Below are 21,612 nucleotides of genomic sequence, written 5' to 3' on the forward strand. Positions count from 1 at the left end.
TTCACCATTGAAAATATGCGTTATGTGGTCGATGTGATGGCAGCATGTATCATTAAAAATGAAGTGCCGTTTTGTGAATTAGATGCACATGCAGGTGATGGCGATTTTGGTATGAGCGTGGCTAAAGGTTTTAAACAACTTAAAAAAGAATGGCAAAGTCTGATCCAGGCACAGTACATGGATGAATTCTTACTGAACAGTTCGATGATCATCATGGAGCATTGTGGTGGGGCATCAGGTCCAATCTGGGGTTCTGCATTCCGTGCTGCGAGTAAAGCCATTCAAGGCAAAAACACATTAAGCGTGACAGATTTTGCCGATATGCTTCAAGCAGCAGTAAAAGGCATTCAGGTAACAGGTGAACGCTCATTTGGTCGTGGCGCTGTGTTGGGTGACAAAACCCTGATTGATGCCTTAGTGCCATGTGCAGATTCCTGGTCTGCCAATACCGACAAGACGTTTAAAGAAAACTTTGTGTTGGGTGCAGCGGCGGCAGTAAAAGGTGCAAAATCCACCAAAGACATCGTGGCGCGTATGGGTCGTGCCGGTACGGTCGGTGACCGTAGCTTGGGCTATCCTGATGCAGGTGCACATGGGTTAGGCGTAATCTTTACCGATATTGCTGAGCATATTAAATAAGAATTTCAAGATTTGAAAAAAGCCTCGCATTATCGGGGCTTTTTTATTTACTGACAGATATCCTATTCTGAAGCAAGCTGGCAGAAAAACGTCTATTGAAATTTTTCCAGATACTTGGTCAGTTTTTCTTTGACCACGACCCTTTTATTTCCCTTCATTTGGGCTTCACTTAAAATTCCTTCCGAGTCGACCACCACGACTGGATGACCATCCTTTTTCAAACGAGCCACACCTTCAAATAACATTCGGGCACCGACATTATGAATTAAGGTCAAATTGGTCAGATCCAACACAATTCGCTTTTTATCTTCCGGTTCATCTTGCAAAATACGCAGCAGCATTTCCGATTCGGTAAACTGTAATACGCCACGCAGTTCGTACACCACCACATGATCACGTTTACCGGTGAGATAACGGCTTTGCAAAATAGTTTGTGCCGATGGCGTCCCTTCCATTAAATGCAGCCCCATTTCCCGGGACATACGCTCAAAAATATCGACGCCACGCACACTATGTCCATGCTCATCAATTCTCGGAGAAAACACGGCGATACCCACCTGTCCAGGTAACACTCCGATAATACCGCCTGCAACCCCACTTTTGGCCGGAATACCCACGGTGGTCAGCCAGTCACCGGCAGCATCATACATGCCGCAAGTGAGCATCACACTCAGGACTTGCCGCACTACAGAACGGTCCAGCAATTTTTTACCAGTCTGTGGCTGAATTCCGCCGTTGGCGAGTACCCCGGCTATCATCGCCAGGTCTTTGACCGTCACCTTGATTGAACACTGCTTGATATAACCATTAACAATCGCTTCTGGATCTTCTTCCAGCACCCCCACGGTACGCAGCATATAGCCCAGGGATCTGTTACGAAATGCTGTTTTCAGTTCAGAGGTATATACTTCGCTATCAAAACTCAGTTCACGCCCCGCCAGACCACTTAAAAAACGGCGCAATTGTTCGGCACGGGACACTGTTCGTTTATAGGGAATCAGAGAATGGGTGGTAATAGCACCCGAATTGATCATCGGATTTTTTGGAATATTGGAATCCTTCTCCAGTGAAATCTGGTTAAAGGCTTCGCCCGAAGGTTCCACGCCTACTTTTTCCATGACCTTGGTCAAGCCGACTTTCTGCAAAGCCAGAGCATAGGCAAAGGGCTTGGACATGGACTGCATGGTAAACTCAACTTCGTCATCACCGGTGGAATAGATCGTGCCATCTACGGTAGAGAGTGCCAAAGCAAATTTATCCGGATCTACTGCTGCCAGCTCAGGGATATAATCGGCCAGCTGCCCGTCTGTATTGCGCTGACATTGTGACAAAACATGCTTTAAATAATCTGGAACAGGCGTTTGCATAAGATGGGTCCTTCTTTGGGCATTATCATTGTTGTAGATGGCAACTTTATTTTATACCGCAAGCCGGCGCGTTTTGGCCCGACAGTTACAGCATCGCTACACGCATCGCTTTTCTAAATCTTCTTGATTCAATTATGCGTTCAAGATTGTGCACTGTTTTAGATCACTGTCTGGGAGAAGCTGCTATGATGGCGCGATTTTTTGACTTACCTGCAATTTGTTCATGTTAGCCGAAAATTTCTCCCTCTACAGTGCGCTAATCCCGCTGTTTATAATGGCCTTTGGCAGCGTCATTCTGCTGCTGCGGCTGTTCCAACCGATTCCCACCTATTTTCTGTGGTATGCCGCATCGACCCTATGTACGGGTCTGGCCGTACTGATCATTACTGTGGTCTCTGCCCAAGTGTTACCGACCTTTAGCTTTATTCCGTCCACGCTGCTGTTTATCAGCTGTGCGATGTTCACCCATGCCATTCATTTGCGGCTGAATGTCACCACGCGCTGGGCATTTCTGCTGGTGCTAATTGCCATTATTGCTGAGTCAATTTATGTGTATTTTTCGGTGTTTGATGAGCAATATGCACAGAGGATGCTGGTGCTAACCATCACCATTACCCTGATTTTTTCGCATAATTTAAAGGCTTTATATCAGGTCAAGCTCAAGCAGAAACTGGATCGCCTGTTACGCCTGTCACTGTTGCTGTTAAGCGCGGTGATTGCGCTGCGCACCCTGTATCTGTTTGTGGTATTACAGCCGACCAACCAGATTTTAAGTAACCTGAATCGCGGATAAGAAATTGACTTGAAAAATAAGAGGACTAGAGCCATCAGTTGAGTTACCACACCAAACTCACAACTCTAGTCCTGATGTTCAATAGTACCGAATTATTCTGCGTAATTGATGATTTTTTTCTTAAATTTGAATCAACTTATTGGGAGTTTCTCAAACAAAACTGTGGTTCCTTAAGAATCAGAACTGCTCAACTCACAATTTCAGAGGTAATCCTCCCATAAATAACCGAAGTTAAAAGTAGAGGTTAAGCAGCCATTAGAGGTGGCTTTCCTTTGTTAGCTTGATGTGGTCTTTCATGGTTGTAATGCCACAACCAGTTTGTTGCATAATCTTGTACTTCATCCAAAGTATCAAATAAATGCTTGCTCAGCCAACTATAACGTATGGTCCGATTATAGCGTTCAATATACGCATTCTGCTGTGGCTTACCCGGTTGAATATATTCAATACGAATACCGTGCTCAGTAGCCCAGCGCACAAATTCGGGACCATTATCGCATCGGATCACTAACGGTTTTTCTCTCCACTCCAGCAATTGATTCAACGTACGAATAACCCTGATTGTGGGCAATGAGAACCCTGCTTCAGTGGCTAGGCCTTCGCGGCGGTAATCATCAATCACATTCAATAATCGAAACTTGCGACCATCGGAAAGCTGATCATGCATAAAATCTAATGACCAAACCTGATTTTCTCGGATTGGTTCTTTCAATGGTTCAGGCGCATGCCGTTTTAGTCTTCTTCTCGGTTTAATACGCAGATTCAGTGCCAACTCACAGTAAATGCGGTAAACCCGCTTGTGATTCTGAAGATATCCCCCTTTTAGTTGAGCACTTTTTAAAACGCTTTGAAAAAATGTACGACAAACAAATTCAGGGAGTAAGTGAAAAAGCCACCGCCTTTATGCAAAGTTATGCTTGGCCAGGCAACATTCGTGAACTGGAAAACTTGTTGGAGCGTGCAGTACTGCTCACCGAAGCGCAACAAATGATTAAACTGAATGCGTTATTCCCACAAAAGCATGAACACGATGCTGAAGATGTGCAAGACAGCACAGATTTAGACAGATTGGTCACCGAAGGTTTTGACTTAGAACAGCATGAGCAACAATTGATTATGACCGCCATGCAAAAAGCCAAACAGAATGTATCTGAAGCTGCCCGCTTATTGGGAATTTCACTTGCCGCACTGGATTATCGTTTAAAAAAATACGCCATGCGTTAAAACTTCCTTCAATAAAAAAAGCCTTGTTTTTCAACAAGGCTTTTGCACTTTAAAGCAGCAATATTACCAACTCAGGGTCTGTGTGCCTGGGCGGAAAATCGCTTCACCCATCACATCTGGATTTGAATATTTTAAACCTTTGATTAAATCACCCTCGGCAACACCATACTGATCCATACACATTTTGCAAATATAGACCTCACCACCTTTGGCCATAATGCTTTTTAGCATTTTTTGATGCTCAGCATATTTATGTTCAAAACGGTTAGATGCCAACATCACACCCTGATCAACCAAGTAAATGGTCAGTGGATGACCTTTGCCAAACTGGTTATTGCTCATGCCAATTGCCATTTTGGTACGGTGTGCATCATTACTGGTGAGCAATACAAATAGCGGATCTTTGTTATTCTCTGCCATAGCAGGCGATAGACTTGCAAAGCTCAGGAATAAAGACAGACACAACAGCTTAATCAATTTCATGGTTGATCTCAGAGTCAATTTAGATGTGATTAAAATAGTAGCATAATAAATATAATATATTTAAATAATTAATATATTATGCTTCGCATCTACAATTGACTTAAAAACCAGTGCTGCAAATGACCAAGTGCAGCCATCCCAGCTACAAAAAAAACAAAGCGCCACCCAATAGGCAGCGCTAAATACAAATTAAGCATTCGTGTTTTAAATAAACAGTTTAAGCGGCTAAATTTTTCTTAAGCTCATCTTCTACAATGCTAATTTCTAGCTCACTGAAACGACGGATTTCACCTTCTGCATGTTTTTCTAACATACCACCAATCAATGGAACTTTAACTTTAATGGTCCAGTCCAACTGAATTTCAATTTTTTCTTGATTACCTGTAACGGTACGCTCGCCTTTGGCTTCCAAAGGTAAGTTAGCGCCCAACTCAACTGTAGAAGTAAGTGCTGATAAGTTGGTCACATCATTACGTTTTAAACGAAATGCATCTTTTAATAGTTTTTTTGCCATATCTGGAATATTCACATCCAAGTTATAAGCACGACGCAGGGTGTAAATATCACCATTCTTTTTTGATTCTAAAATTTCTAAATTTTCACCTGGAATACGTTTACACACCGCTTCATGTAACGCAATATCTGCCACTAAACGCTTAAATTCGTCAATTGAAACGCCATGAATAGTGGCATTAACAGTAAATTGATGAGCCATTTGAGTTCCTTTTATTTTGTTTATTGATGGAGTAGGTCTAGCATCATCGTGCAATATAATTTGGCTGATGCTCAACGGGTATAAGTTGTTTTATATCCTAAATACAACTTTATTTTCAGGCTATTAAAGTATTTTTTCCACCTGTTGTCATTGACTCTAATTGTTCAAATCTGTGTGTAGGATGCCAAATTCAGCAGCATAAATATCATGACTATATAAAGTAAGATAATGCCCACAAAATTCGATTTTGGCATAAAAATGCTCTGCCCCATCATCCAATCCTGTGGCATACCAAGTGGTGCCTTGAGGAAAATCATCCAACCATTGGGCTTGATAAAAATCTGCAATTGAATCGAACTGTAAATAACGTTCTGGATTAGACAGAATATTTTGTGCAAGATGATCAAACTGAGCAAGCTGTGCCTGTTTAAAATGGATCAGGTTACTCATGCTTATCCTTTAAGGCAAAACTTGCACATGTTGTTGCTGACGTATTTTGCTCCATTCACGCCATCCTAAATAAGCCAATACCACAAATCCTACATAAAGCGCTGCGGTTAAAAATAAAGCTTTATAAATAAACATGCCTACGTAGAGTAGATCGACCACAATCCAAAGCAACCATGTAGCCAAATATTTACGACTGGTCCAATAGGTTGCCAACAGACTCAAAGCTGCAAGTTGTGCATCTAATAACGGTACAGATGCCTGCGTCCACTGCATTAAACTTAGACCAAAAATAAGCCCCAAGCCCATACTGAGTATAAGCTGCTGCAGCATTTTATTTTGCGATAAGGTCTGAATCACGATGGCTTGAGTGTCTTGCTGTGTAGTTTTCCACTGGTAAAAACCGTAAATTGCCATTACCATAAATAAGGTTTGCAATACTGTTTCGCCATACAATTGATATTCAAAGAATAAATAGGCATACAACAAACAGGCAATAAAATTTACCACCCAACAAGCAATATGCCGTTTGATGGTTAACGTCACGCCTAAGACACTGATCAATACAGCAATTATTTCTAAAACCGACATTGATGCAGCCTATGAAAAAGAAAAATGCATGATACCTTGTTTCTGTAATACTGCTCAAACTCAGACTGAGTTAAGCACAAGTCAAAACAATAAAAATAAACACCCGATAAAATTGGCTTTATACATCTGCATGATTATATTTATGTTCTTGTCCAAAACGGTCTACATGGGTAATAAAAACACCATATTTACCCACATAATATTCCAAAGATTGTTGATAAAAACTCCAGTAAATCGACCACTCACCTAAATCTAACTGACGAATCTGCGTTTGGGCTTTAGCAGGCATTTTATTGAGTAATTCTTGCTGTATGGTTGTGGCATCATCAGGGTCGGAAGTAGAAACTTTTAGGCTTAAAAATAACGCTGCGACATCATCAAACAGTTGCTGTTCATAGGCAGCGACTTCTTCAATCACCTCTTCAACCGGTCGCGGGCATTTCTGGCTAATCGGGCCTTGTACCATATTGCAATAGGCGGCCTGATGTTTCTGAAAGGCACGGTTAATTCTGATTTTGATCATGACTTTCCACAGCGCATAAAAGGCCAGAAAAATCAGGAGGATTGCCAGTATTTTTGCCATAAGCCCGCTTACCTCAATGGTTCGGTTCTCATTTCCCAACGTTTGGTCTCGTGTCTCTTATTTCAGCACTCTTACAGATGGATCATGCCTGACGATGAGGATGATTCCATGCGCTCATCAAGATGACCCCATCGCATCTGCGCTGCCAAACTGCTGTCTTTTTATTCATTTTGACACAAAACAGTATCAATCCCCCAATAAAAAATTCTCACAACGCCTAAAAAACTGCGTAAATCACAACAAGATTGTCATTTTATTGAAGGTTTATTTACATTCAAATAGGTGCTTGTTTATGCCTTTACCAACACAATAATTAGATCCGCTCGAATTCAAGATGTCCCGAGCCTTATTCGCGTTTTGCACGACAGTATCCGATCCTGTAGCCTCGATCATCAACATCGTGAAATCAAGATTCAACGCCTGCTCGAAAATAAAAATCAGGAAAATCTGCTGTTACTGATGCACTATAACAACTGCTGGGTGTATGAGCTTCAGCATCAGGTGGTCGGTTTTATTCTGGCCAGCGATCAGGGTGAAGTTTTAATGAATTATGTCGCACCCGATGTCCAGCAGCGCGGTATTGGCAAGCTGCTGCTCAATGAAGTGCTGCATTATTATCAGCAACGCCAGATGAAACGGATTGTGCTGGCCAGCACCCGCACGGCGCTGCCCTTTTATCAAAAATATGGCTTTCAGATTCAGCCGCAGGCAATTGAGCCTGTTTTACATATTCCTTTGGTCAAATATCTGGACTAAAGATTTTTCTCTGGCTTAATGTCCGGCAATCCTGCACTGATCCCGGCCGGCTTCTTTGGCCAGATACAGCTGCTGATCGGCTGCTTTCATAAATTCCAGTACACTGGCATAGGGCTGCTTGCCGGTCATCCAGGCCACGCCCATACTGACCGTAACATAGTCTTTCGTATCCTGACGGGCAATGTGCTGCATTTGCTCGGCACGAACCGCCTGTAATACCTGTGCCATCATCGGCTCTAATAAGGCAATTGGGACATTGTGCAGTATCAAGGCAAATTCTTCACCACCATAACGCGCTACATAGGCATTTTCAGGCAAGGCGCGATTTAAGATCAGCACCAGCTGCTGCAAAACCTGATCTCCTTTTAAGTGGCCATAATGATCGTTATATTTTTTAAAATAATCGACATCCAGCATCACAAACGCCAGGGTATGTTCAGGCTGCTGACAGGTCTGCTCAAAACGTAGCAGGATTTCATCATTCAAGGCACGGCGATTATAGGCACCGGTCAGCGCATCAATTTTTACCTGCAATTCCAGCTTGGCATTTAACTGGCTTAACTGGGCGGTACGTTCCTTGACTTTAACATCCAGCGAATTATTCAGGCTCAGCAAACGGTTATTCAGTTTTTCAATATAGGCAGTATCACGCGCATAGTTACGTGCCTGCTGCAGCATAATCAGCAAGGCATACAGACTGGTAGAAATAAACGATAAAGCAATTGATTCAATCAGGTTTAAGGCCAGCAACAGATCATGAATAAAGCTGCCAAACAGCAGCAATACTGCACATATGGTTAATTTGGAATAACTCAGTTTCTGCCGCAAAGTTTCGGCAAAACCGTAGATAAAATTGACCAGTACCAGCAGACTGAATAAAGAACTCCATAACGCCAGCTGTTCCAGCACCATCGGCGGTGCCCATAATGCAGCGACCAGATTAATGGCTATTAACAGCAGCGCAGCACAATATACCCAGCGATGTAAATAACGCTGGTTAAACAGGAACATATAGCTCAAGAAAAATAAAATGGCCAGAAAACTGAACAGATATTGCAGCCGCAGTCCCCAGATCCAGTTAATGTCGGTAAAGGCGGTATAGGCATACGGGGCTGCAAACAGGTTATGCAGCGCCAGAAACACAATAAAAATGCCAAAGACAAACACACTTTGTGCATTCGGCGGCATCACCCCACGGAAAAAGGAAAAGACCAGGGTAAACAGTCCAATCCCGAGCACCCCACCGCTGATCATGGCCACGCTCATCATCAGGCGCTGGTATTGGTAGTTTATGGTACGGCTGAGTCCAATTTTTATTGAATGTTCCAGCCCGCCCCCGAAGTTCTGGAAACTGGAGGCCTGAATCGCCAGGGTAAAATATTCACTGTCGGCAATAAAATAGGCAAGCCGATGACTATTGCCGTTTTCATGGCGGGCAGCATCAGGACCGGCTTCCCCCACGCGTGCCAGCGGCTCACCATTTAAATACACCCGGTAGGCACCCTGCTGGCTAGGCATCCAGATCGCAATGCGGCGACCGACAAACTCTTTTGGCAACTGAAAATGCCCAATAAATGTGCCATAGCCTTCCATTTGGCCAGTCAGTTGCTGAAAAGAAGCCGGTAAATGCACCCGTTCTGCAGTCAGTACTGCACTGGGCTGTTGAATAAACTGCTGATTGTAAAACAGCCATGAACCATCCAAATTGGTGCTGGAGCGTTCACTAAACTGCAGGGTCGTAATCAGCTGCTGCTGATAATAGGAGTCTGGTGGGGAATCATAATGATGTGCTCGCGCCGGAGCAAGGCTGAGTGCACACAGACACAGCCAGGCCATCAACAGGAGAGGAATCCGAAAGTACGCGCGCTGTTCCAATAAAATGATAATCCCTGCAGACATTGGAAAGGAATAATTTTAATGTACTGTGTATTGAAGGGCTTTCAAATTACTTTTTGCACTATTTTTGCACAAGCCGACCAGAGACATCCTGTTCTCCGGTCAGGGAATGTGGAAGGCTTATTCGTCGCGGGTTTTCACGTCAAATAATTCAATTTCAAAAATCAGGTTGGAATTGGCCGGAATAATATTGCCAATTTTACGCTCGCCATATGCCAAATGGGATGGCACGATCAGCTTGCGCTTACCGCCAACTTTCATCCCGAGAATGCCCTGATCCCAACCTTTAATCACACGGCCGGTACCAATCACGGTTTCAAAATAGTTACCGCGGTCAATGGAAGAGTCGAACTTGGTACCATCTTCCAGCCAGCCGGTATAGTGAGTGGTAATTAAAGCGCCTTTGACCGCTTCTTTGCCCTCACCCACTTTTAAATCAATAATTTCTAATTCTTTTGACATGCGTCTGCTCTCTTCAACCAAATCAATTGTGCATGAGTATAAAAGGAATTGATGACAGCTGCATAATTTAGGCCGCTAAATTGCAGCCGTTTATTGACCTGACACCACAGCAGCAACCGGATGGGTTACTGCAACTGTTCCCATTCAATCACGGCCTGGGCCTGATCGCCAATTAAGGTCCATTCGCCATCCATCACATTTAACTGTAGCTGCATGGTACGTTCACACAGTTGCTGAATTGCTTCGGTGGTGGCGGTAGACAGTTTCCAGACCTGAACATTTTTCAGGTTTTTCAGCTTGCTGGAGCGTTTATACCAGTCATCGACATTGCTGCCATAGGCCACCACCGCCACCTGCTGGCAACGGGCACTGGCTTTTTTGACCTTGTCTTCATCCGGGCAGCCGACTTCAATCCAGTTTATTAGCTGACCTGTGAGATCTTTTTGCCACAGCGCCGGCTCATCGGTTTCAAACAGGTCTTTGGTGAATTCCAGTGCCTCATCGGCATAGCGGGCAAATGCCAGAATACGCACCATCAGGCGCTCGATGGTTTCAGACGGATGCAAGGCCATGGTGAGCTGATAGTCACCATATTGATGCACATCCATATTGGCAATATTTAAATCTGCTTTATAAATTGTTGCTTTAAGCGCCATACACGTGATCCTCAAATTTGGCGCCTAGCATATCGGATTTTGCTGCCCCGTGCTGAACAGATTCTAGGCAGTATTGTCAATACGACAGGCCAGCAGCTGTTCCTCAAACACACTCCAGTCCCGGGTGTTACGATAAATCAGCTCGATCCGGTTATCGGTATTTTCGGGCGATGACTGATAGTTAAATTGCTGCGGATTGAAATTAAAGGTTTTCCAGCCCTGATTGGTGTGAAAAATTGCTTTAATCCGCAACCAGTCCTGCTGCTCACAGAGCAGATCCAGCAATGCATAAAAGTCAAATTGCCAGCGCCGGGAAAATTTCCAGCCGGCCACCGAATACCCCTGCGCCGTTTCCACATAATGATAGGGAAACTGTTTAATTTCCGGCAGCTCTGCCTGTGCCGGCAGTGTGCGTTGCAGCTGCAATAAAGGCTGGATTTTACGCTGGATGCCGACATGGGCCAGATCAATTTCAGCCAATGGCAGCTGACCGTTTTCAGCAGCTAGCCAGCGCGGTGCATAGGCCTGATATTCCTGTTTTAATTTTTCCAGGCCCTGTTCATCTGCCGGCTGCATCTGATCCGGATGTGAAATCACAATAATCTGGGCGGCTTTTAACTGGTCGGTATACAGGTTTTGCTGGGTCCAGTCGGCATCGTGCAAACGTGAACCATCCACCACCGTGACCAAGGCGCACATATCCAGATGGCTGTGCCAGTGCGGTTCGGTCAGCTGTTCCAGTAATTGCAGCGGATGGCCCAATCCGGTAGGTTCAATAAACAGCCGGTCGGGCTTGGCTTCATCTAGCAAGCGTGACAAGGCAATCTGCATTGGTAACTGGCTGCTGCAACATAAACAGCCACCGAGCAGTTCCTTAATTTCAAAACCGTCACTTTGCGGCAAAATCTGCTGGTCGATGCCGATCTGGCCAAATTCGTTCATCAACACCGCCCAGACTTCCTGCTCCGGCTTTTGGCGCAGCAACTGCTGTAACAGCGTGGTTTTCCCGGCTCCCAGAAAACCGGAAATAATATGGGTTGGAACGGCGCGTGTCGGTGCAATCAGTTTCACAGGTCTACTCTTTGGCTGGGCAACGTTTGCATGCTATGCAAGATTGCCATGTGGTTCAAGCCAGCACTGCGGCTTTCTGGCTGAGATTTTTTCAGCTTGAGCCAGAAAATGCGCCTACCTTTGCTATCTTTTAGAAAAATTTAATTACATTTATCTGCCCGCAGTTTTTTCCTGTAACGCTGCAATATCGGTAGCAATGTAATTTTATTTATCTCGGCATGGGGATAGTTCGAGCTATCTCCTCTGTAAGTTCGCCGATTTTAGATGCAAAAAACGGTAAATTCTTACCCAATTGCTACATTTTCTTCATTCATGTAGAGCCAATGTTAAGCAGATTTTTTGCTTTGTTGCTTCGATTGCTCAATCTCCTACTGCGGCATAGCATGAAGCCTGTCCTCGATGCAGGTGATGTGCATACGAGGTCAACTCTAAAATGAATATTAAAGGATGCCTAACATGAAATTAACTCAAATTTTACTTGCGACCACGTTTGCGGCTGCTACCGCAACCACTTTTGCTGCACCGGCAGCACCAGCCAATACCCAAACTGAAGACAAAGTGATTGTCAGCACCCAGGAGCAGCCAGCAGCAGCGGCCAATGCCGGGGCAGCAGATCAGCCTGCGTCTGAAGCCGCGTCAAGCGATGAAAAAGAGAAAACTGCACGTTAAGAGTTACCATACTGTGCGTTGCTATTTTTGATGGCAGCACCGTATTAAATACCATTGTGTGAAGGTGAAACCGCTTTGATGCGGTTTCACTTTTTTATGGAAATGGTCTTTTTACTATAGAAATAAATGATCGTAACATCATCCTGAATGATTGTATTTTTATTATAAATATTCATCTAATCAACAAATTATAAAAATCATCTTATTTACTATCCTCTACAGTCGACCTCTGTTTCCACTATGGCATAACTTGTTGAATCCCGGCCTTTCACCGTTAATGGGCGTTAATCTGACGTGATGGATGGACCTCGCGATGAACACAACAAACTATACAACTGAAGTGGCAATTCTGGGTGCCGGTCCGGTCGGCTTAACCATCGCCAACTATTTAAGCAAACAAGGTATTCAGGTGATGGTGGTGGAACAGCTGGATCGCCTGATTGATTACCCACGCGCCATCGGGATTGATGATGAATCGTTGCGGACTATTCAGTCTTTAGGTCTGGTCGATCAGGTCTTGCCGCATACCACGCCCAATCATGCCATGCGCTTTCTTACCCCAAAAGGCCGCTGCTTCGCCGATATTCAACCGCTGACCCGCGAATTTGGTTTCTCGCGCCGTAATGCCTTTATCCAGCCGCAGGTCGATCAGGTGCTGTTAAACGGCTTGACCCAATATGAACAGACCCAAGTGCTTTTTTCCCGGGAACTGACCGAATTTATTCAGGATGCCAACGGCGTGACGCTCAAACTGCATACCCGTGAGGGTCAGCAGGAAGTGATTCAGGCACAATATCTGATTGCCTGCGATGGCGGCAACTCTCTGGTACGCCGTCGTCTGAATATTGCCTTTGATGGTAAAACAGCTCCGAACCAGTGGATTGTGATTGATATTGATAATGACCCACTGGCCACGCCACATATTTATCTGTGCTGTGACCCGGTGCGTCCTTATGTGTCCGCCGCCCTGCCACATGGCATCCGCCGTTTCGAGTTTATGGTGATGCCGGGCGAAACCCAGGAAGAACTGAGCAAACCGGAAAATATCGCCAAGTTACTGTCTAAAGTACTGCCAACCACCGATGGCATCGAGGTGATTCGCCAGCGCGTCTATACCCACAATGCGCGTATTGCCGAAAAATTCCGTGTTGACCGGATTTTACTGGCCGGTGATGCAGCACACATTATGCCGGTATGGCAGGGTCAGGGCTATAACAGCGGCATGCGTGATGCCTTTAACCTGGCCTGGAAAATGGCGCTGGTGATTCAGGGCAAAGCCGCTGCCGAGCTGCTCGATTCGTACCAGATTGAACGTAAAGACCATGCCAAAGCCATGATTGATTTATCGGTGATGGCCGGGCATGTGCTGGCGCCGCCAAAACAATGGCAAGGTATTATCCGTGATGGTATTTCCTATGTGCTGAATTACATCAAGCCCATTAAACAGTATTTGCTGGAAATGCGCTTTAAGCCGATGCCGAAATATCAGGATGGCGCCCTGTTGCCACAAACCGATAAACACTCGCCGGTCGGTAAAATGTTTATTCAGCCGCAGGTACAACTGGCCTCAGGTGAAACGGTGCTGCTGGATGACGTACTGGGCAATGATTTTGCGATTATCGCCTGGGGAGTTGATCCAAAATGGGGACTGTCTGACAGCAGCATGCAGCAATGGCAGAAACTGGGGGTGAAATTTATTCAGGTAATTCCTGCGGTGCAGCTCAAACATCCACAGCCGAAACACTCTGCAGATGTGATTACCATTGGTGATCTGGGCACAGAAATTCGCAGCTGGTTTGGCAAAACCACAGGCTCGGTGGTAATTTTACGCCCTGACCGTTTCGTTGCGGCGCTGGCAATTCCGCAAACCCTGGAAAGTACCAGTCAGCAACTGTTCCAGAAACTGCATGCCCAATAAGATGAACCCTTCAAAAAACCACGCTCAGGCGTGGTTTTTTGCTATTCGCGCTCATGTTCATGCCGCTGTTTCAATGCTGATCCAGCTGCTGAAACCAGATCACCTGACTTAAGGATGGCCGCTGCGCCATCCATTGCAGATACGGCCGGAATTCTTCCAGATAAGGAATGGCCTTCAGAGCAATGGCATAGGCCAGCCAGTACGCCAGATACAAATCTGCGGCACTCATACGCTCACCAAGCAAATAGGGGTTGGCCTGCTGCAGTCCCTGTTTTAAAAACGCCATCAGATCTTCCGGCAATCCCATCCCTAAACCGCGTTTATGCTGTTCGAGCTGGGCCTGACTGATCTGGAAATTGCTCAAGTCAATCCATTCGGTTAATGGGCCATGACAGAAAAATAGCCATTTGAAATAGGCGCCGCGCTGCGGATCATCCAGGGCCGGGGCCAAACCTTGTTCAAAGAAATGATCAGCCAGATAGGCAAAAATTGCCGGGGTTTCACTAATAAAAACCGGGCCATCGACCAGTAGCGGCACTTTGCCCAAAGGATTCATGGCCCGATACTCTGGCTGTTGCAGATCTTCCCAACTGACCTGAATAATCTCGATCTGATCCTGAATCTGCAGCTCCTGTAATAGCGGCATTAGGGTCTGACCACGTGATTGAGGATGCGTATACAGTTGCATGTGGAGTTCCTCGACAGTGCATCAATGCTTATATTTTAAGCCTGCTGTCCGGCGAGAAACGCTGTTGATTTGTGTCCATCTTTAACGGCTTCACCAATTTTAAAAAACCGGCTGCGCCGATATGTAGTTGGGCGTAACACGTTTGCTTTAGCCAAAATCCATATAAAACTGCGCTTTTAACACTTTTAAAATCAGCTCAATCGCTTCGCTGCGATGTTGTTTGCGATAGCTGGCATAGAGGCCAATCATCGGCAGTGGCTCTAATGTATTTTTCACCACAATTTTATCGCCAAGTAGCGGAATCACATAAGCCGGCACCAGACTCCAGCCGACACCCATCCCGACCAGATTAACGTTCATCAGGATATTGGTGGAATGCTGCACCACATGAATCTCCAGCCTGGACTGCTTTAAAAAGTCCTGAATAATTTTGTACAGCTGCGGTGAAGCGTGCTCATCACTAATCACAAAATCCTGCTGCTGAAAACTTTTGATGCTGATATGTTTTAAGCTGGCCGCCGGAGAATCCTTCGGCACAATCAGGGTCAGCGGTTCATCAAAAATCCGGATTGACTCAAACGCTCCCGATTCATCTGGATAGCGGGTAAAAGCAATATCAATTTCCGCCCGACTTAAGGCCTTAAACTGCTCGGCATCCGGCAGGCTATGAAAATGGATTTTTAAATCGGGAAACTGGGCGCGAATATTCGGCATGATATAAGGAAACACTTTCATTTCAGCCACCGGCACAAAGCCAATATTCAGCTGTGCTTTCTGTGCCTGTGCCACCTGACGCGCCTCCTGAATAGCTTTGTCGGCATAGTCCAGACACAAACGCGCCTGCTTTAAAAAGGCCTCGCCTTCTGGAGTCAGTTCTACTTTACGGTTGGAACGCAGCAATAACTGTACCCCTACCTCCTGTTCCAGATCTTTAATTTGCTGGCTTAAAGATGGCTGCACGGTATACATTCTGGCTGCGGCCCGGGTAAAGTTCAGCTCTTCTGCCACCGCAACAAAATAACGTAAATGTCTTAATTCCATGTTGAAGCCTCTTAGGGAGCCTGACGCAAGGTTGGTGTGACCATGGCTTTGTAAAGCAGCAAGGTCAACAGCACCAGCACGGCGCAGAGTAAATAGGTCAGCTGGAAGCCCATCCAGGCAATCAGGATGCCCATCAGCACTGAACCGAGTGCCAGCCCCAGATCAAACAGGGTAAAGAACGTTGAAATCGCATGACCCATGCGCTGTTTATTGACCGTTTGAATGGCCACGGTTTGCAGACACGGAAACAAGGTGCCGTAGCCAATACCAATAAACACCGCCGACAGCCATAAAATCCACGGATTAGATAAAAAGCTGACAATCACCAGTCCCATGGCAAAACACACAAAGGACGGATACATCACCGCACTTGGACCTTTACGATCATAACGCTTGCCGACCCACGGCCGCACCACAATCATGGACACAGCAAAGACCACAAAGAACAGACTGGTATAGGCCAGTAACTGCTTGGCTTCACTATAGGCAGTAATAAAACTGATCACGCTGGAATAGGCCAAGGCAGTCAGCATTGCCACCAGCCCTACCGGAATGACCCGGGTTTCGACAATATCATGCAGGCTCAGCCGGGGTTTCATGGCAGATGGATCGGGCGGATTGGCCGGTTTGACCCGATCATCCTGTAATTTCAGGCTAAGGCAGAACAGAAAACCCATCGCCATAATCACTGCCAGCACGGCAAACAACACCCGAAAACTGGTGAACTGGATGGTGGTTAAGGCAATTAAAGGCCCAAAAACCACGCCCAAATTGGTCGACATCACAAAATAACCAATGCCCTCGCCTTTACGCGCTTCTGGAATAAAGTCACTGGCCACCGGCACCGCCACCGTGGTTAAAATACTGAACCAGATGCCATGTAAAAAACGCACCAGCAGCAGGCTCCACATGCTGTCAATCCAGATATAGCAAAAGGCAAACAGCACAAAGCACAGCTCAGAACCACGAAAAGACAGTTTCTTGCCCAGCTTTTCCACGATTAAACCGGAAAACGGCCGGATGGCAATCGAGGACACCAGAAACAGGGTCAGAGCCAAACCGGCTTCTTTGACCGTGCCGCCCAGATCATTCATGATATAAATTGGTAATACGGCTAGCAGGGCAAAATAATAAACAAACAGAAACAGGTTATTGAAAAGACACAGAATAAATGCACGATTCCATAATGCAGCAGAACTTTGAGCAGACATAGGCTTAGCGCTCCTGCGCATCAATAAGCGGCTGAACCCGGACTGGTCCCAGCACCATCTCAATCAGCTGCTGAATATAGTCGGCATCGGGCATCCGGTTAAAGAAAATAATCTGGTAATGAATCGGTGCATATAGCGTGTCGAGCATCAGTTCAAACGGATACTGCGCCACAATTTCACCACGCTGAATCGCCAGCTGAATCAGTTTGCGCATCTGTTCACGCCGTGGCAGCAAATATTCACGAAAAAACGCCGCGGCAGTTTCACGCTGCTCGGCCATCACCACCAGTACCGCCCGCCCAACCTGATGGTTCAGCGCCTGACTCAGCTTAAACAATTGCTGGGTCAGGTTAAACTGCAAAGACTGGCTAAAGTCGAGTTCAAAAATCGAGGCGGTTTGCAGCTTAAAGGCATCGAACACCAGTTCGGATTTATGTTTCCACCAGCGGTAGATGGTCGATTTCCCCACACCGGCCCGCGTGGCAATATCCTCAATGGTCAGATGGCTATAGTCATACTCTGCCAGTGCCTCGACCACAGCATTTAAAATACATTGCTGCCGCCGTGATGATTTTTCAGTTTCCATACCTAGCCCAAAACGAAACGATACGTATCGTTTTATAATAAGCCAGTTGGTGCCGGCTGGCGAGTGATTCTTTTGTCGTCTGGTATGAAAAAATTTGGCAATAAAAAAAGACCTGAAATTTCAGGTCTTTCTTCAACACAGTGAAAGTCGGACTTAAATCGACTTCTTGTAAATACTGCAAGATGGATGAGTACCTTCCTGTAAACGTGCCACTTTACGCTGTTCTGCCGCTTCAAAACGGCAGCGTTTCCAGTCATTGTCCAGATTTAAGGCCGGCACCTGTTTGGGTTTGCCCTGCTCATCAACTGCGACCATGGTAAAATAGCAACTGTTGGTATGACGCACGGTGCGTTTTTGAATGTTCTGCGCTTCGACGCGAATGCCAATTTCCATGGAAGTACGGCCTACATGGTTCACACTGGCCAGGAAAGTCACCAACTCACCGACATGAATTGGTTCCTTAAAGTTCACTTTATCTACCGAAAGTGTCACCACATAGCTGCCTGAATAACGGCTGGCACAGGCATAAGCCACCTGATCCAGTAATTTTAGAATTGTTCCCCCATGAACATTACCGGAAAAGTTTGCCATATCTGGCGTCATTAACACCGACATGGTTAATTCAGATTGATCTTCTAAGATGGGTTTAAGCTGATCTAATGGGGACATCTTGTTTTCGGCTCTTATAAAAGACAGGATATGTGAATATTATTATATCGTTTTTAACACAAATTAAATGTTCAATTCGGCAATAAAGTCATCATTATTATTTATGGTGATTGGGGTATTATTTAGAAAAATATATAGTGTTTTGCGCTATTACTTGAATTTTCAATTATTTATCCACATCCCGACACCACTTGAACAGGATTTCAGCAGGCGCGTCAGGAGGTGGATTTTTTCCATTCGGGCAGATGAGTTCAGCCCAAAATTGGACTTTTTACTGCCTGAGCTTTTAAGCCGGGTTGATATGACGCAACATTTCCGGCGACACGTGACCATAATTTAAAACATTTTGTACATCGAGCTGGGCTTCAATTTCATAGGAACCATCGGCATTAATTTTTTTAATGGTAAAAATAATTTGTTCCATGTTGGCCAGTTGTACAGATTGTCCAATGTGTAATTGCTTCATGCTCATGCCCTGCTCAGTTTTAGCTTCTAAGATAAATCGTTATATTCTGATGCGGCCAGTATAAGAGCTTTATTAACAACAGGTAAACTTAAATAGCTGAATTAAAATACACTTATATATAAACTTTAAATATTAATCACAACCTTTTGAGCATGAATCGAAATACCTTTATTGAATAACATCAGGCAATTAACGCCAAAAGCAAATTGCGATATGAGCATTCTTGCCATTTTTATTCGACTTAAGTTATAGAAAAAACCGGCAGCATTCTAGCGCCACGAATGTATCTCAACAGTATTTTGTTGCAGGTTATAGGTTTGAATCCGGTGACCATCGGCATAGCCTTTATGCTGATAGACCTGCGAAATCTGCCCCAGCTTGCCATAGGCGGCGACCACACCGGCCTGCATGGTGGCTTCACGACCCTGCACATCAAAAATATGTGCTTTTTCGCGTAAATCTGGCTGAATCACAATATCGGCATGTTTCAGCTCTTCCTGAGCCAGATGCTTCTGCATGATATTAATATTCTGGTTAAACAGCCCCCAGACATGGGTGGTTTCGGTATACATCGGCTGGGCCAGAATATCGACCGCAATCACAATGTCCGCACCCAGTTCGCGGGCCACATTTACCGGCACCGGACTGACCAGTCCACCATCGACATATTCGGCATCGGCAATTCGGGTCGGAATAAACATGCTTGGAATGGACACCGAAGCCCGTACTGCCTGTCCGGTATTGCCGGCATTAAATACCACTTTCTTGCCCTGTTTTAATTCAGTGGCCACCACATACATCGGAATTGGCAGCTGCTCTAACGGCAACTGGTTGACCTGCGTATTGACATAGTTCTCGACTTTTTTGCCATCGAAGAAGCCTTTCATATCCAGCTTGATGTCACGGACATCATTGGCCTTCATGTTCAGGGCAATCTGACGCAGCTCATGCGCGCTTTTGCCGCTGGCATAAATCGACCCGACAATACTGCCGGCACTGGTCCCGACGATAAAATCCGGACGGATGCCATTTTGTTCCAGCACTTCAATTACGCCAATATGGGCATAACCGCGCGCGCCGCCGCTGCCCAGCACCAAGGCAATGACCGGGTCCTGTCCGGTATATTGCGGCAACGTTTTAAAGTTCATGCGTGCGTTCTGCTGGCTGGCCTCTGCCATTGCCGGGGTTGCCATTAATTGGGAGGACACCCGCTGATGCTGTTCTGGCAGATGCTGACAGGCGCCTAAGGTCAGCATGACTGCCCCCATCACACTGATAAAGCCAAGATTTTTATTCAACATGAATTCCTCGATCTGAACTCGACAGGCCTGCTGTAGTCTAAGGAGATTTTCTGCAGTGCATTGTTTAAATTCGTTAAACTGTCATCTGCTCAGTTTAAACTTAAGTCGGGTTTTTTAAAATTCTAGCCAATGTCTTCTTTATCTTATTCACAGATTTTTCTGATTTTCTTTAAGCTGGGATGCTTGTCTTTCGGGGGCCCAGCCGCGCATCTGGTGTTTTTTCACCAGACTTTTGTACAGCGTTTGCACTGGCTCAAAGATGAAGACTATGCCCAGGTCGTCGCTTTAGCGCAACTGTTACCCGGCCCGACCAGCAGTCAGGTCGGACTGGCCATTGGCTATTTAAAACGTGGCTATTTAGGCTCGGTGGTGGCCTGGCTGGGCTTTACCTTGCCCTCGGCCTTACTGATGACGCTACTGGCCTTTATCGGTCAGCAGTTATTTCCATGGATCAGTTCGGCTTATTTTCATGCCATTCAACTGATTGTACTGGCGGTGGTGTTCTGGGCCTTCTGGCAAATGCTGCAAAACTTTTGCAAAAGCTGGTGGCAATACCTACTGATGCTCGTGTCCGCACTCATGATCTGGTTCCTGCCACTGTCATATAACCAGATTCTGGTGATTGTGCTGGCTGGTCTGGCCGGCATGTGGATTGCCAAAACACAACCTCAAAGCGGCAGTCATACCACGCCGAGTTTTCAGCTGGAACAGCGCAGTTTCGGCTCAACTACACTCTGGCTAATCTTGTTTATCTGTCCGTTTCTGCTGCTCGGTGCGCTGAACTGGATCAATCCGAATCTGCTGGCTGAAGGCTTTTTAGGCTTTTATCAGTCTGCTGCACTGGTCTTTGGTGGTGGGCATATTATTTTACCGCTGCTGCATCAGGACTTTGTCAGTACCGGCATGATCTCAGCCCAGCAGTTTGATTTAGGCTATGCCTTTGCCCAGCTCATGCCGGGTCCTTTATTCAGCTTTGCCAGCTATGTCGGCTATTTTCTGGATTTAACTGCCTATCCTGTGCTGAACGCGATCATTGCCACCATCGCCATTTTCCTGCCCTCGTTCTTTCTGATTTTTGCTACCCTGCCGCATTGGTCCTGGCTGATGCATCAGGACAAAATCAAACATGCGGTGATTGGTATTAATGCCGCGGTGGTGGGTTTATTGCTCGCGCTCATTGTTGATATGGGACAGGATTATTTAACATCAGTGCTGGATCTGGCGTTTGTGATGTTTGTGATTGTTTTACTGAAAAGCAAACTGCCGGTGTGGGTCAGCCTGATTGGTAGCTTTGGCGTGTATATGGGTTTGCTGTCTTTGCTGAGCTAACGCATCTAAAAGAATATTCTCTTGATAAAACAACAGCCTCATGATGAGGCT

23 protein-coding genes and 3 pseudogenes are annotated in these 21,612 nt (G+C 45.7%); 8 read left to right on the forward strand and 18 right to left on the reverse strand.

Annotated elements, in window-relative coordinates:
- On the forward strand, positions 1 to 639 hold a 639-nt coding region (gene dhaL, locus ACPEPR_RS11290), incomplete at its 5' end, for a dihydroxyacetone kinase subunit DhaL (RefSeq protein ID WP_423562452.1).
- Between the two features lie 92 nt (positions 640 to 731).
- Here dhaL and ACPEPR_RS11295 read toward each other — a convergent pair.
- A complete protein-coding gene (locus ACPEPR_RS11295; RefSeq protein ID WP_423562453.1) occupies positions 732 to 2,006 on the reverse strand; it encodes a glutaminase in 1,275 nt (424 codons plus the stop codon).
- Between the two features lie 223 nt (positions 2,007 to 2,229).
- On the opposite strand from ACPEPR_RS11295, the gene ACPEPR_RS11300 reads away from it, so the two are divergent.
- Both ACPEPR_RS11300 and ACPEPR_RS11305 read left to right on the forward strand, forming a co-directional pair.
- A complete protein-coding gene (locus tag ACPEPR_RS11300; RefSeq protein ID WP_252726369.1) occupies positions 2,230 to 2,799 on the forward strand; it encodes a hypothetical protein in 570 nt (189 codons plus the stop codon).
- 74 nt (positions 2,800 to 2,873) lie between these two features.
- Positions 2,874 to 3,008, forward strand: a pseudogene (locus ACPEPR_RS11305) (IS982 family transposase); the annotation flags it as partial.
- Positions 3,009 to 3,043: 35 nt separating this feature from the next.
- Here ACPEPR_RS11305 and ACPEPR_RS11310 read toward each other — a convergent pair.
- Positions 3,044 to 3,616, reverse strand: a pseudogene (locus ACPEPR_RS11310) (IS3 family transposase); the annotation flags it as partial.
- On the opposite strand from ACPEPR_RS11310, the pseudogene ACPEPR_RS11315 reads away from it, so the two are divergent.
- Positions 3,607 to 4,023 (forward strand): annotated as a pseudogene (locus tag ACPEPR_RS11315) (helix-turn-helix domain-containing protein); the annotation flags it as partial. The pseudogenes ACPEPR_RS11310 and ACPEPR_RS11315 sit on opposite strands and share 10 nt — an antisense overlap.
- A 63-nt stretch (positions 4,024 to 4,086) precedes the next feature.
- Here the strand turns inward: ACPEPR_RS11315 and ACPEPR_RS11320 are convergent.
- The 5 genes from ACPEPR_RS11320 to ACPEPR_RS11340 all read right to left on the reverse strand — a co-directional run bounded on the left by ACPEPR_RS11320 (position 4,087) and on the right by ACPEPR_RS11340 (position 6,842).
- Positions 4,087 to 4,506 (reverse strand): DsrE family protein, encoded by a 420-nt coding sequence (locus tag ACPEPR_RS11320; protein ID WP_104505546.1) that lies wholly within the window; start codon positions 4,504 to 4,506, stop codon positions 4,087 to 4,089.
- 217 nt (positions 4,507 to 4,723) lie between these two features.
- Positions 4,724 to 5,221 carry a DUF2505 domain-containing protein gene (locus ACPEPR_RS11325; protein ID WP_104488713.1) on the reverse strand — a complete coding sequence of 166 codons (498 nt, stop codon included), beginning with the start codon at positions 5,219 to 5,221 and terminating at the stop codon, positions 4,724 to 4,726.
- A gap of 156 nt (positions 5,222 to 5,377) precedes the next feature.
- Positions 5,378 to 5,671, reverse strand: coding sequence for a hypothetical protein (locus tag ACPEPR_RS11330; protein ID WP_104488712.1), 294 nt, complete (start codon positions 5,669 to 5,671; stop codon positions 5,378 to 5,380).
- Between the two features lie 9 nt (positions 5,672 to 5,680).
- On the reverse strand, positions 5,681 to 6,259 hold the full coding sequence (gene pnuC / locus ACPEPR_RS11335; protein ID WP_104488711.1) for a nicotinamide riboside transporter PnuC: 579 nt from the start codon (positions 6,257 to 6,259) through the stop codon (positions 5,681 to 5,683).
- 118 nt (positions 6,260 to 6,377) lie between these two features.
- Positions 6,378 to 6,842, reverse strand: coding sequence for a hypothetical protein (locus ACPEPR_RS11340; protein WP_104505545.1), 465 nt, complete (start codon positions 6,840 to 6,842; stop codon positions 6,378 to 6,380).
- A gap of 357 nt (positions 6,843 to 7,199) precedes the next feature.
- Between ACPEPR_RS11340 and ACPEPR_RS11345 the strand changes: the two genes are divergently transcribed.
- Positions 7,200 to 7,598: a GNAT family N-acetyltransferase gene (locus tag ACPEPR_RS11345; RefSeq protein WP_228148571.1), complete on the forward strand. Its 399-nt coding sequence runs from the start codon at positions 7,200 to 7,202 to the stop codon at positions 7,596 to 7,598.
- Positions 7,599 to 7,613: 15 nt separating this feature from the next.
- Here the strand turns inward: ACPEPR_RS11345 and ACPEPR_RS11350 are convergent, their stop codons facing one another.
- The 4 genes from ACPEPR_RS11350 to ACPEPR_RS11365 all read right to left on the reverse strand — a co-directional run bounded on the left by ACPEPR_RS11350 (position 7,614) and on the right by ACPEPR_RS11365 (position 11,683).
- Entirely contained in the window at positions 7,614 to 9,497 is a 1,884-nt protein-coding gene (locus ACPEPR_RS11350; RefSeq protein WP_423562454.1) for a sensor domain-containing diguanylate cyclase, read from the reverse strand.
- A 117-nt stretch (positions 9,498 to 9,614) separates the two neighbouring features.
- Positions 9,615 to 9,956 carry an FKBP-type peptidyl-prolyl cis-trans isomerase gene (locus ACPEPR_RS11355; protein ID WP_005179461.1) on the reverse strand — a complete coding sequence of 114 codons (342 nt, stop codon included), beginning with the start codon at positions 9,954 to 9,956 and terminating at the stop codon, positions 9,615 to 9,617.
- 125 nt (positions 9,957 to 10,081) lie between these two features.
- Entirely contained in the window at positions 10,082 to 10,612 is a 531-nt protein-coding gene (locus ACPEPR_RS11360; RefSeq protein WP_423562455.1) for a YaeQ family protein, read from the reverse strand.
- A 63-nt stretch (positions 10,613 to 10,675) separates the two neighbouring features.
- Positions 10,676 to 11,683 carry a CobW family GTP-binding protein gene (locus ACPEPR_RS11365; protein WP_423562456.1) on the reverse strand — a complete coding sequence of 336 codons (1,008 nt, stop codon included), beginning with the start codon at positions 11,681 to 11,683 and terminating at the stop codon, positions 10,676 to 10,678.
- A 456-nt stretch (positions 11,684 to 12,139) separates the two neighbouring features.
- On the opposite strand from ACPEPR_RS11365, the gene ACPEPR_RS11370 reads away from it, so the two are divergent.
- Together ACPEPR_RS11370 and ACPEPR_RS11375 are read left to right on the forward strand one after the other, a co-directional pair.
- Positions 12,140 to 12,352, forward strand: coding sequence for a hypothetical protein (locus ACPEPR_RS11370; protein WP_423562457.1), 213 nt, complete (start codon positions 12,140 to 12,142; stop codon positions 12,350 to 12,352).
- 313 nt (positions 12,353 to 12,665) lie between these two features.
- Positions 12,666 to 14,270 (forward strand): bifunctional 3-(3-hydroxy-phenyl)propionate/3-hydroxycinnamic acid hydroxylase, encoded by a 1,605-nt coding sequence (locus ACPEPR_RS11375; protein ID WP_168390807.1) that lies wholly within the window; start codon positions 12,666 to 12,668, stop codon positions 14,268 to 14,270.
- Between the two features lie 70 nt (positions 14,271 to 14,340).
- Here ACPEPR_RS11375 and ACPEPR_RS11380 read toward each other — a convergent pair whose 3' ends face one another.
- From ACPEPR_RS11380 to ACPEPR_RS11410, 7 genes are all read right to left on the reverse strand, one after another.
- Positions 14,341 to 14,958 (reverse strand): glutathione S-transferase family protein, encoded by a 618-nt coding sequence (locus tag ACPEPR_RS11380; RefSeq protein ID WP_005179481.1) that lies wholly within the window; start codon positions 14,956 to 14,958, stop codon positions 14,341 to 14,343.
- Positions 14,959 to 15,105: 147 nt separating this feature from the next.
- Entirely contained in the window at positions 15,106 to 15,999 is an 894-nt protein-coding gene (locus tag ACPEPR_RS11385) for a LysR substrate-binding domain-containing protein (protein ID WP_075174579.1), read from the reverse strand.
- An 11-nt stretch (positions 16,000 to 16,010) separates the two neighbouring features.
- Positions 16,011 to 17,210 carry an MFS transporter gene (locus tag ACPEPR_RS11390; protein WP_127801585.1) on the reverse strand — a complete coding sequence of 400 codons (1,200 nt, stop codon included), beginning with the start codon at positions 17,208 to 17,210 and terminating at the stop codon, positions 16,011 to 16,013.
- A 4-nt stretch (positions 17,211 to 17,214) separates the two neighbouring features.
- A complete protein-coding gene (locus ACPEPR_RS11395; protein WP_180036488.1) occupies positions 17,215 to 17,796 on the reverse strand; it encodes a TetR/AcrR family transcriptional regulator in 582 nt (193 codons plus the stop codon).
- Between the two features lie 153 nt (positions 17,797 to 17,949).
- Positions 17,950 to 18,465 carry an acyl-CoA thioesterase gene (locus ACPEPR_RS11400; protein ID WP_005179490.1) on the reverse strand — a complete coding sequence of 172 codons (516 nt, stop codon included), beginning with the start codon at positions 18,463 to 18,465 and terminating at the stop codon, positions 17,950 to 17,952.
- 286 nt (positions 18,466 to 18,751) lie between these two features.
- Positions 18,752 to 18,931, reverse strand: coding sequence for a hypothetical protein (locus ACPEPR_RS11405; protein WP_225876368.1), 180 nt, complete (start codon positions 18,929 to 18,931; stop codon positions 18,752 to 18,754).
- Positions 18,932 to 19,200: 269 nt separating this feature from the next.
- Positions 19,201 to 20,232, reverse strand: a complete 1,032-nt coding sequence (locus ACPEPR_RS11410) for a patatin-like phospholipase family protein (RefSeq protein ID WP_160241107.1) — start codon at positions 20,230 to 20,232, stop codon at positions 19,201 to 19,203.
- A 129-nt stretch (positions 20,233 to 20,361) separates the two neighbouring features.
- Between ACPEPR_RS11410 and chrA the strand changes: the two genes are divergently transcribed.
- Positions 20,362 to 21,561, forward strand: a complete 1,200-nt coding sequence (gene chrA / locus ACPEPR_RS11415) for a chromate efflux transporter (protein ID WP_423562458.1) — start codon at positions 20,362 to 20,364, stop codon at positions 21,559 to 21,561.
- The last annotated feature ends 51 nt before the right edge of the window (positions 21,562 to 21,612 follow it).

It is taken from the genome of Acinetobacter sp. AND/436 (assembly GCF_049546925.1).
GTDB classification, from domain to species: Bacteria; Pseudomonadota; Gammaproteobacteria; order Pseudomonadales; family Moraxellaceae; genus Acinetobacter; species Acinetobacter indicus.

Excerpts from the sequence above, each read along its gene's own strand:
- ACPEPR_RS11355 (WP_005179461.1), bottom strand. The coding sequence starts at position 9,956 with ATGTCAAAAGAATTAGAAATTATTGATTTAAAAGTGGGTGAGGGCAAA.
- ACPEPR_RS11300 (WP_252726369.1), top strand. The coding sequence starts at position 2,230 with ATGTTAGCCGAAAATTTCTCCCTCTACAGTGCGCTAATCCCGCTGTTT.
- ACPEPR_RS11320 (WP_104505546.1), bottom strand. The coding sequence starts at position 4,506 with ATGAAATTGATTAAGCTGTTGTGTCTGTCTTTATTCCTGAGCTTTGCA.
- ACPEPR_RS11410 (WP_160241107.1), bottom strand. The coding sequence starts at position 20,232 with ATGTTGAATAAAAATCTTGGCTTTATCAGTGTGATGGGGGCAGTCATG.
- pnuC (WP_104488711.1), bottom strand. The coding sequence starts at position 6,259 with ATGTCGGTTTTAGAAATAATTGCTGTATTGATCAGTGTCTTAGGCGTG.
- ACPEPR_RS11340 (WP_104505545.1), bottom strand. The coding sequence starts at position 6,842 with ATGGCAAAAATACTGGCAATCCTCCTGATTTTTCTGGCCTTTTATGCG.
- ACPEPR_RS11395 (WP_180036488.1), bottom strand. The coding sequence starts at position 17,796 with ATGGAAACTGAAAAATCATCACGGCGGCAGCAATGTATTTTAAATGCT.
- ACPEPR_RS11350 (WP_423562454.1), bottom strand. The coding sequence starts at position 9,497 with ATGTCTGCAGGGATTATCATTTTATTGGAACAGCGCGCGTACTTTCGG.
- ACPEPR_RS11325 (WP_104488713.1), bottom strand. The coding sequence starts at position 5,221 with ATGGCTCATCAATTTACTGTTAATGCCACTATTCATGGCGTTTCAATT.
- ACPEPR_RS11295 (WP_423562453.1), bottom strand. The coding sequence starts at position 2,006 with ATGCAAACGCCTGTTCCAGATTATTTAAAGCATGTTTTGTCACAATGT.
- ACPEPR_RS11390 (WP_127801585.1), bottom strand. The coding sequence starts at position 17,210 with ATGTCTGCTCAAAGTTCTGCTGCATTATGGAATCGTGCATTTATTCTG.
- ACPEPR_RS11330 (WP_104488712.1), bottom strand. The coding sequence starts at position 5,671 with ATGAGTAACCTGATCCATTTTAAACAGGCACAGCTTGCTCAGTTTGAT.
- ACPEPR_RS11370 (WP_423562457.1), top strand. The coding sequence starts at position 12,140 with ATGAAATTAACTCAAATTTTACTTGCGACCACGTTTGCGGCTGCTACC.
- ACPEPR_RS11375 (WP_168390807.1), top strand. The coding sequence starts at position 12,666 with ATGAACACAACAAACTATACAACTGAAGTGGCAATTCTGGGTGCCGGT.
- ACPEPR_RS11360 (WP_423562455.1), bottom strand. The coding sequence starts at position 10,612 with ATGGCGCTTAAAGCAACAATTTATAAAGCAGATTTAAATATTGCCAAT.
- ACPEPR_RS11405 (WP_225876368.1), bottom strand. The coding sequence starts at position 18,931 with ATGAAGCAATTACACATTGGACAATCTGTACAACTGGCCAACATGGAA.
- chrA (WP_423562458.1), top strand. The coding sequence starts at position 20,362 with ATGTCTTCTTTATCTTATTCACAGATTTTTCTGATTTTCTTTAAGCTG.
- ACPEPR_RS11400 (WP_005179490.1), bottom strand. The coding sequence starts at position 18,465 with ATGTCCCCATTAGATCAGCTTAAACCCATCTTAGAAGATCAATCTGAA.
- ACPEPR_RS11380 (WP_005179481.1), bottom strand. The coding sequence starts at position 14,958 with ATGCAACTGTATACGCATCCTCAATCACGTGGTCAGACCCTAATGCCG.
- ACPEPR_RS11385 (WP_075174579.1), bottom strand. The coding sequence starts at position 15,999 with ATGGAATTAAGACATTTACGTTATTTTGTTGCGGTGGCAGAAGAGCTG.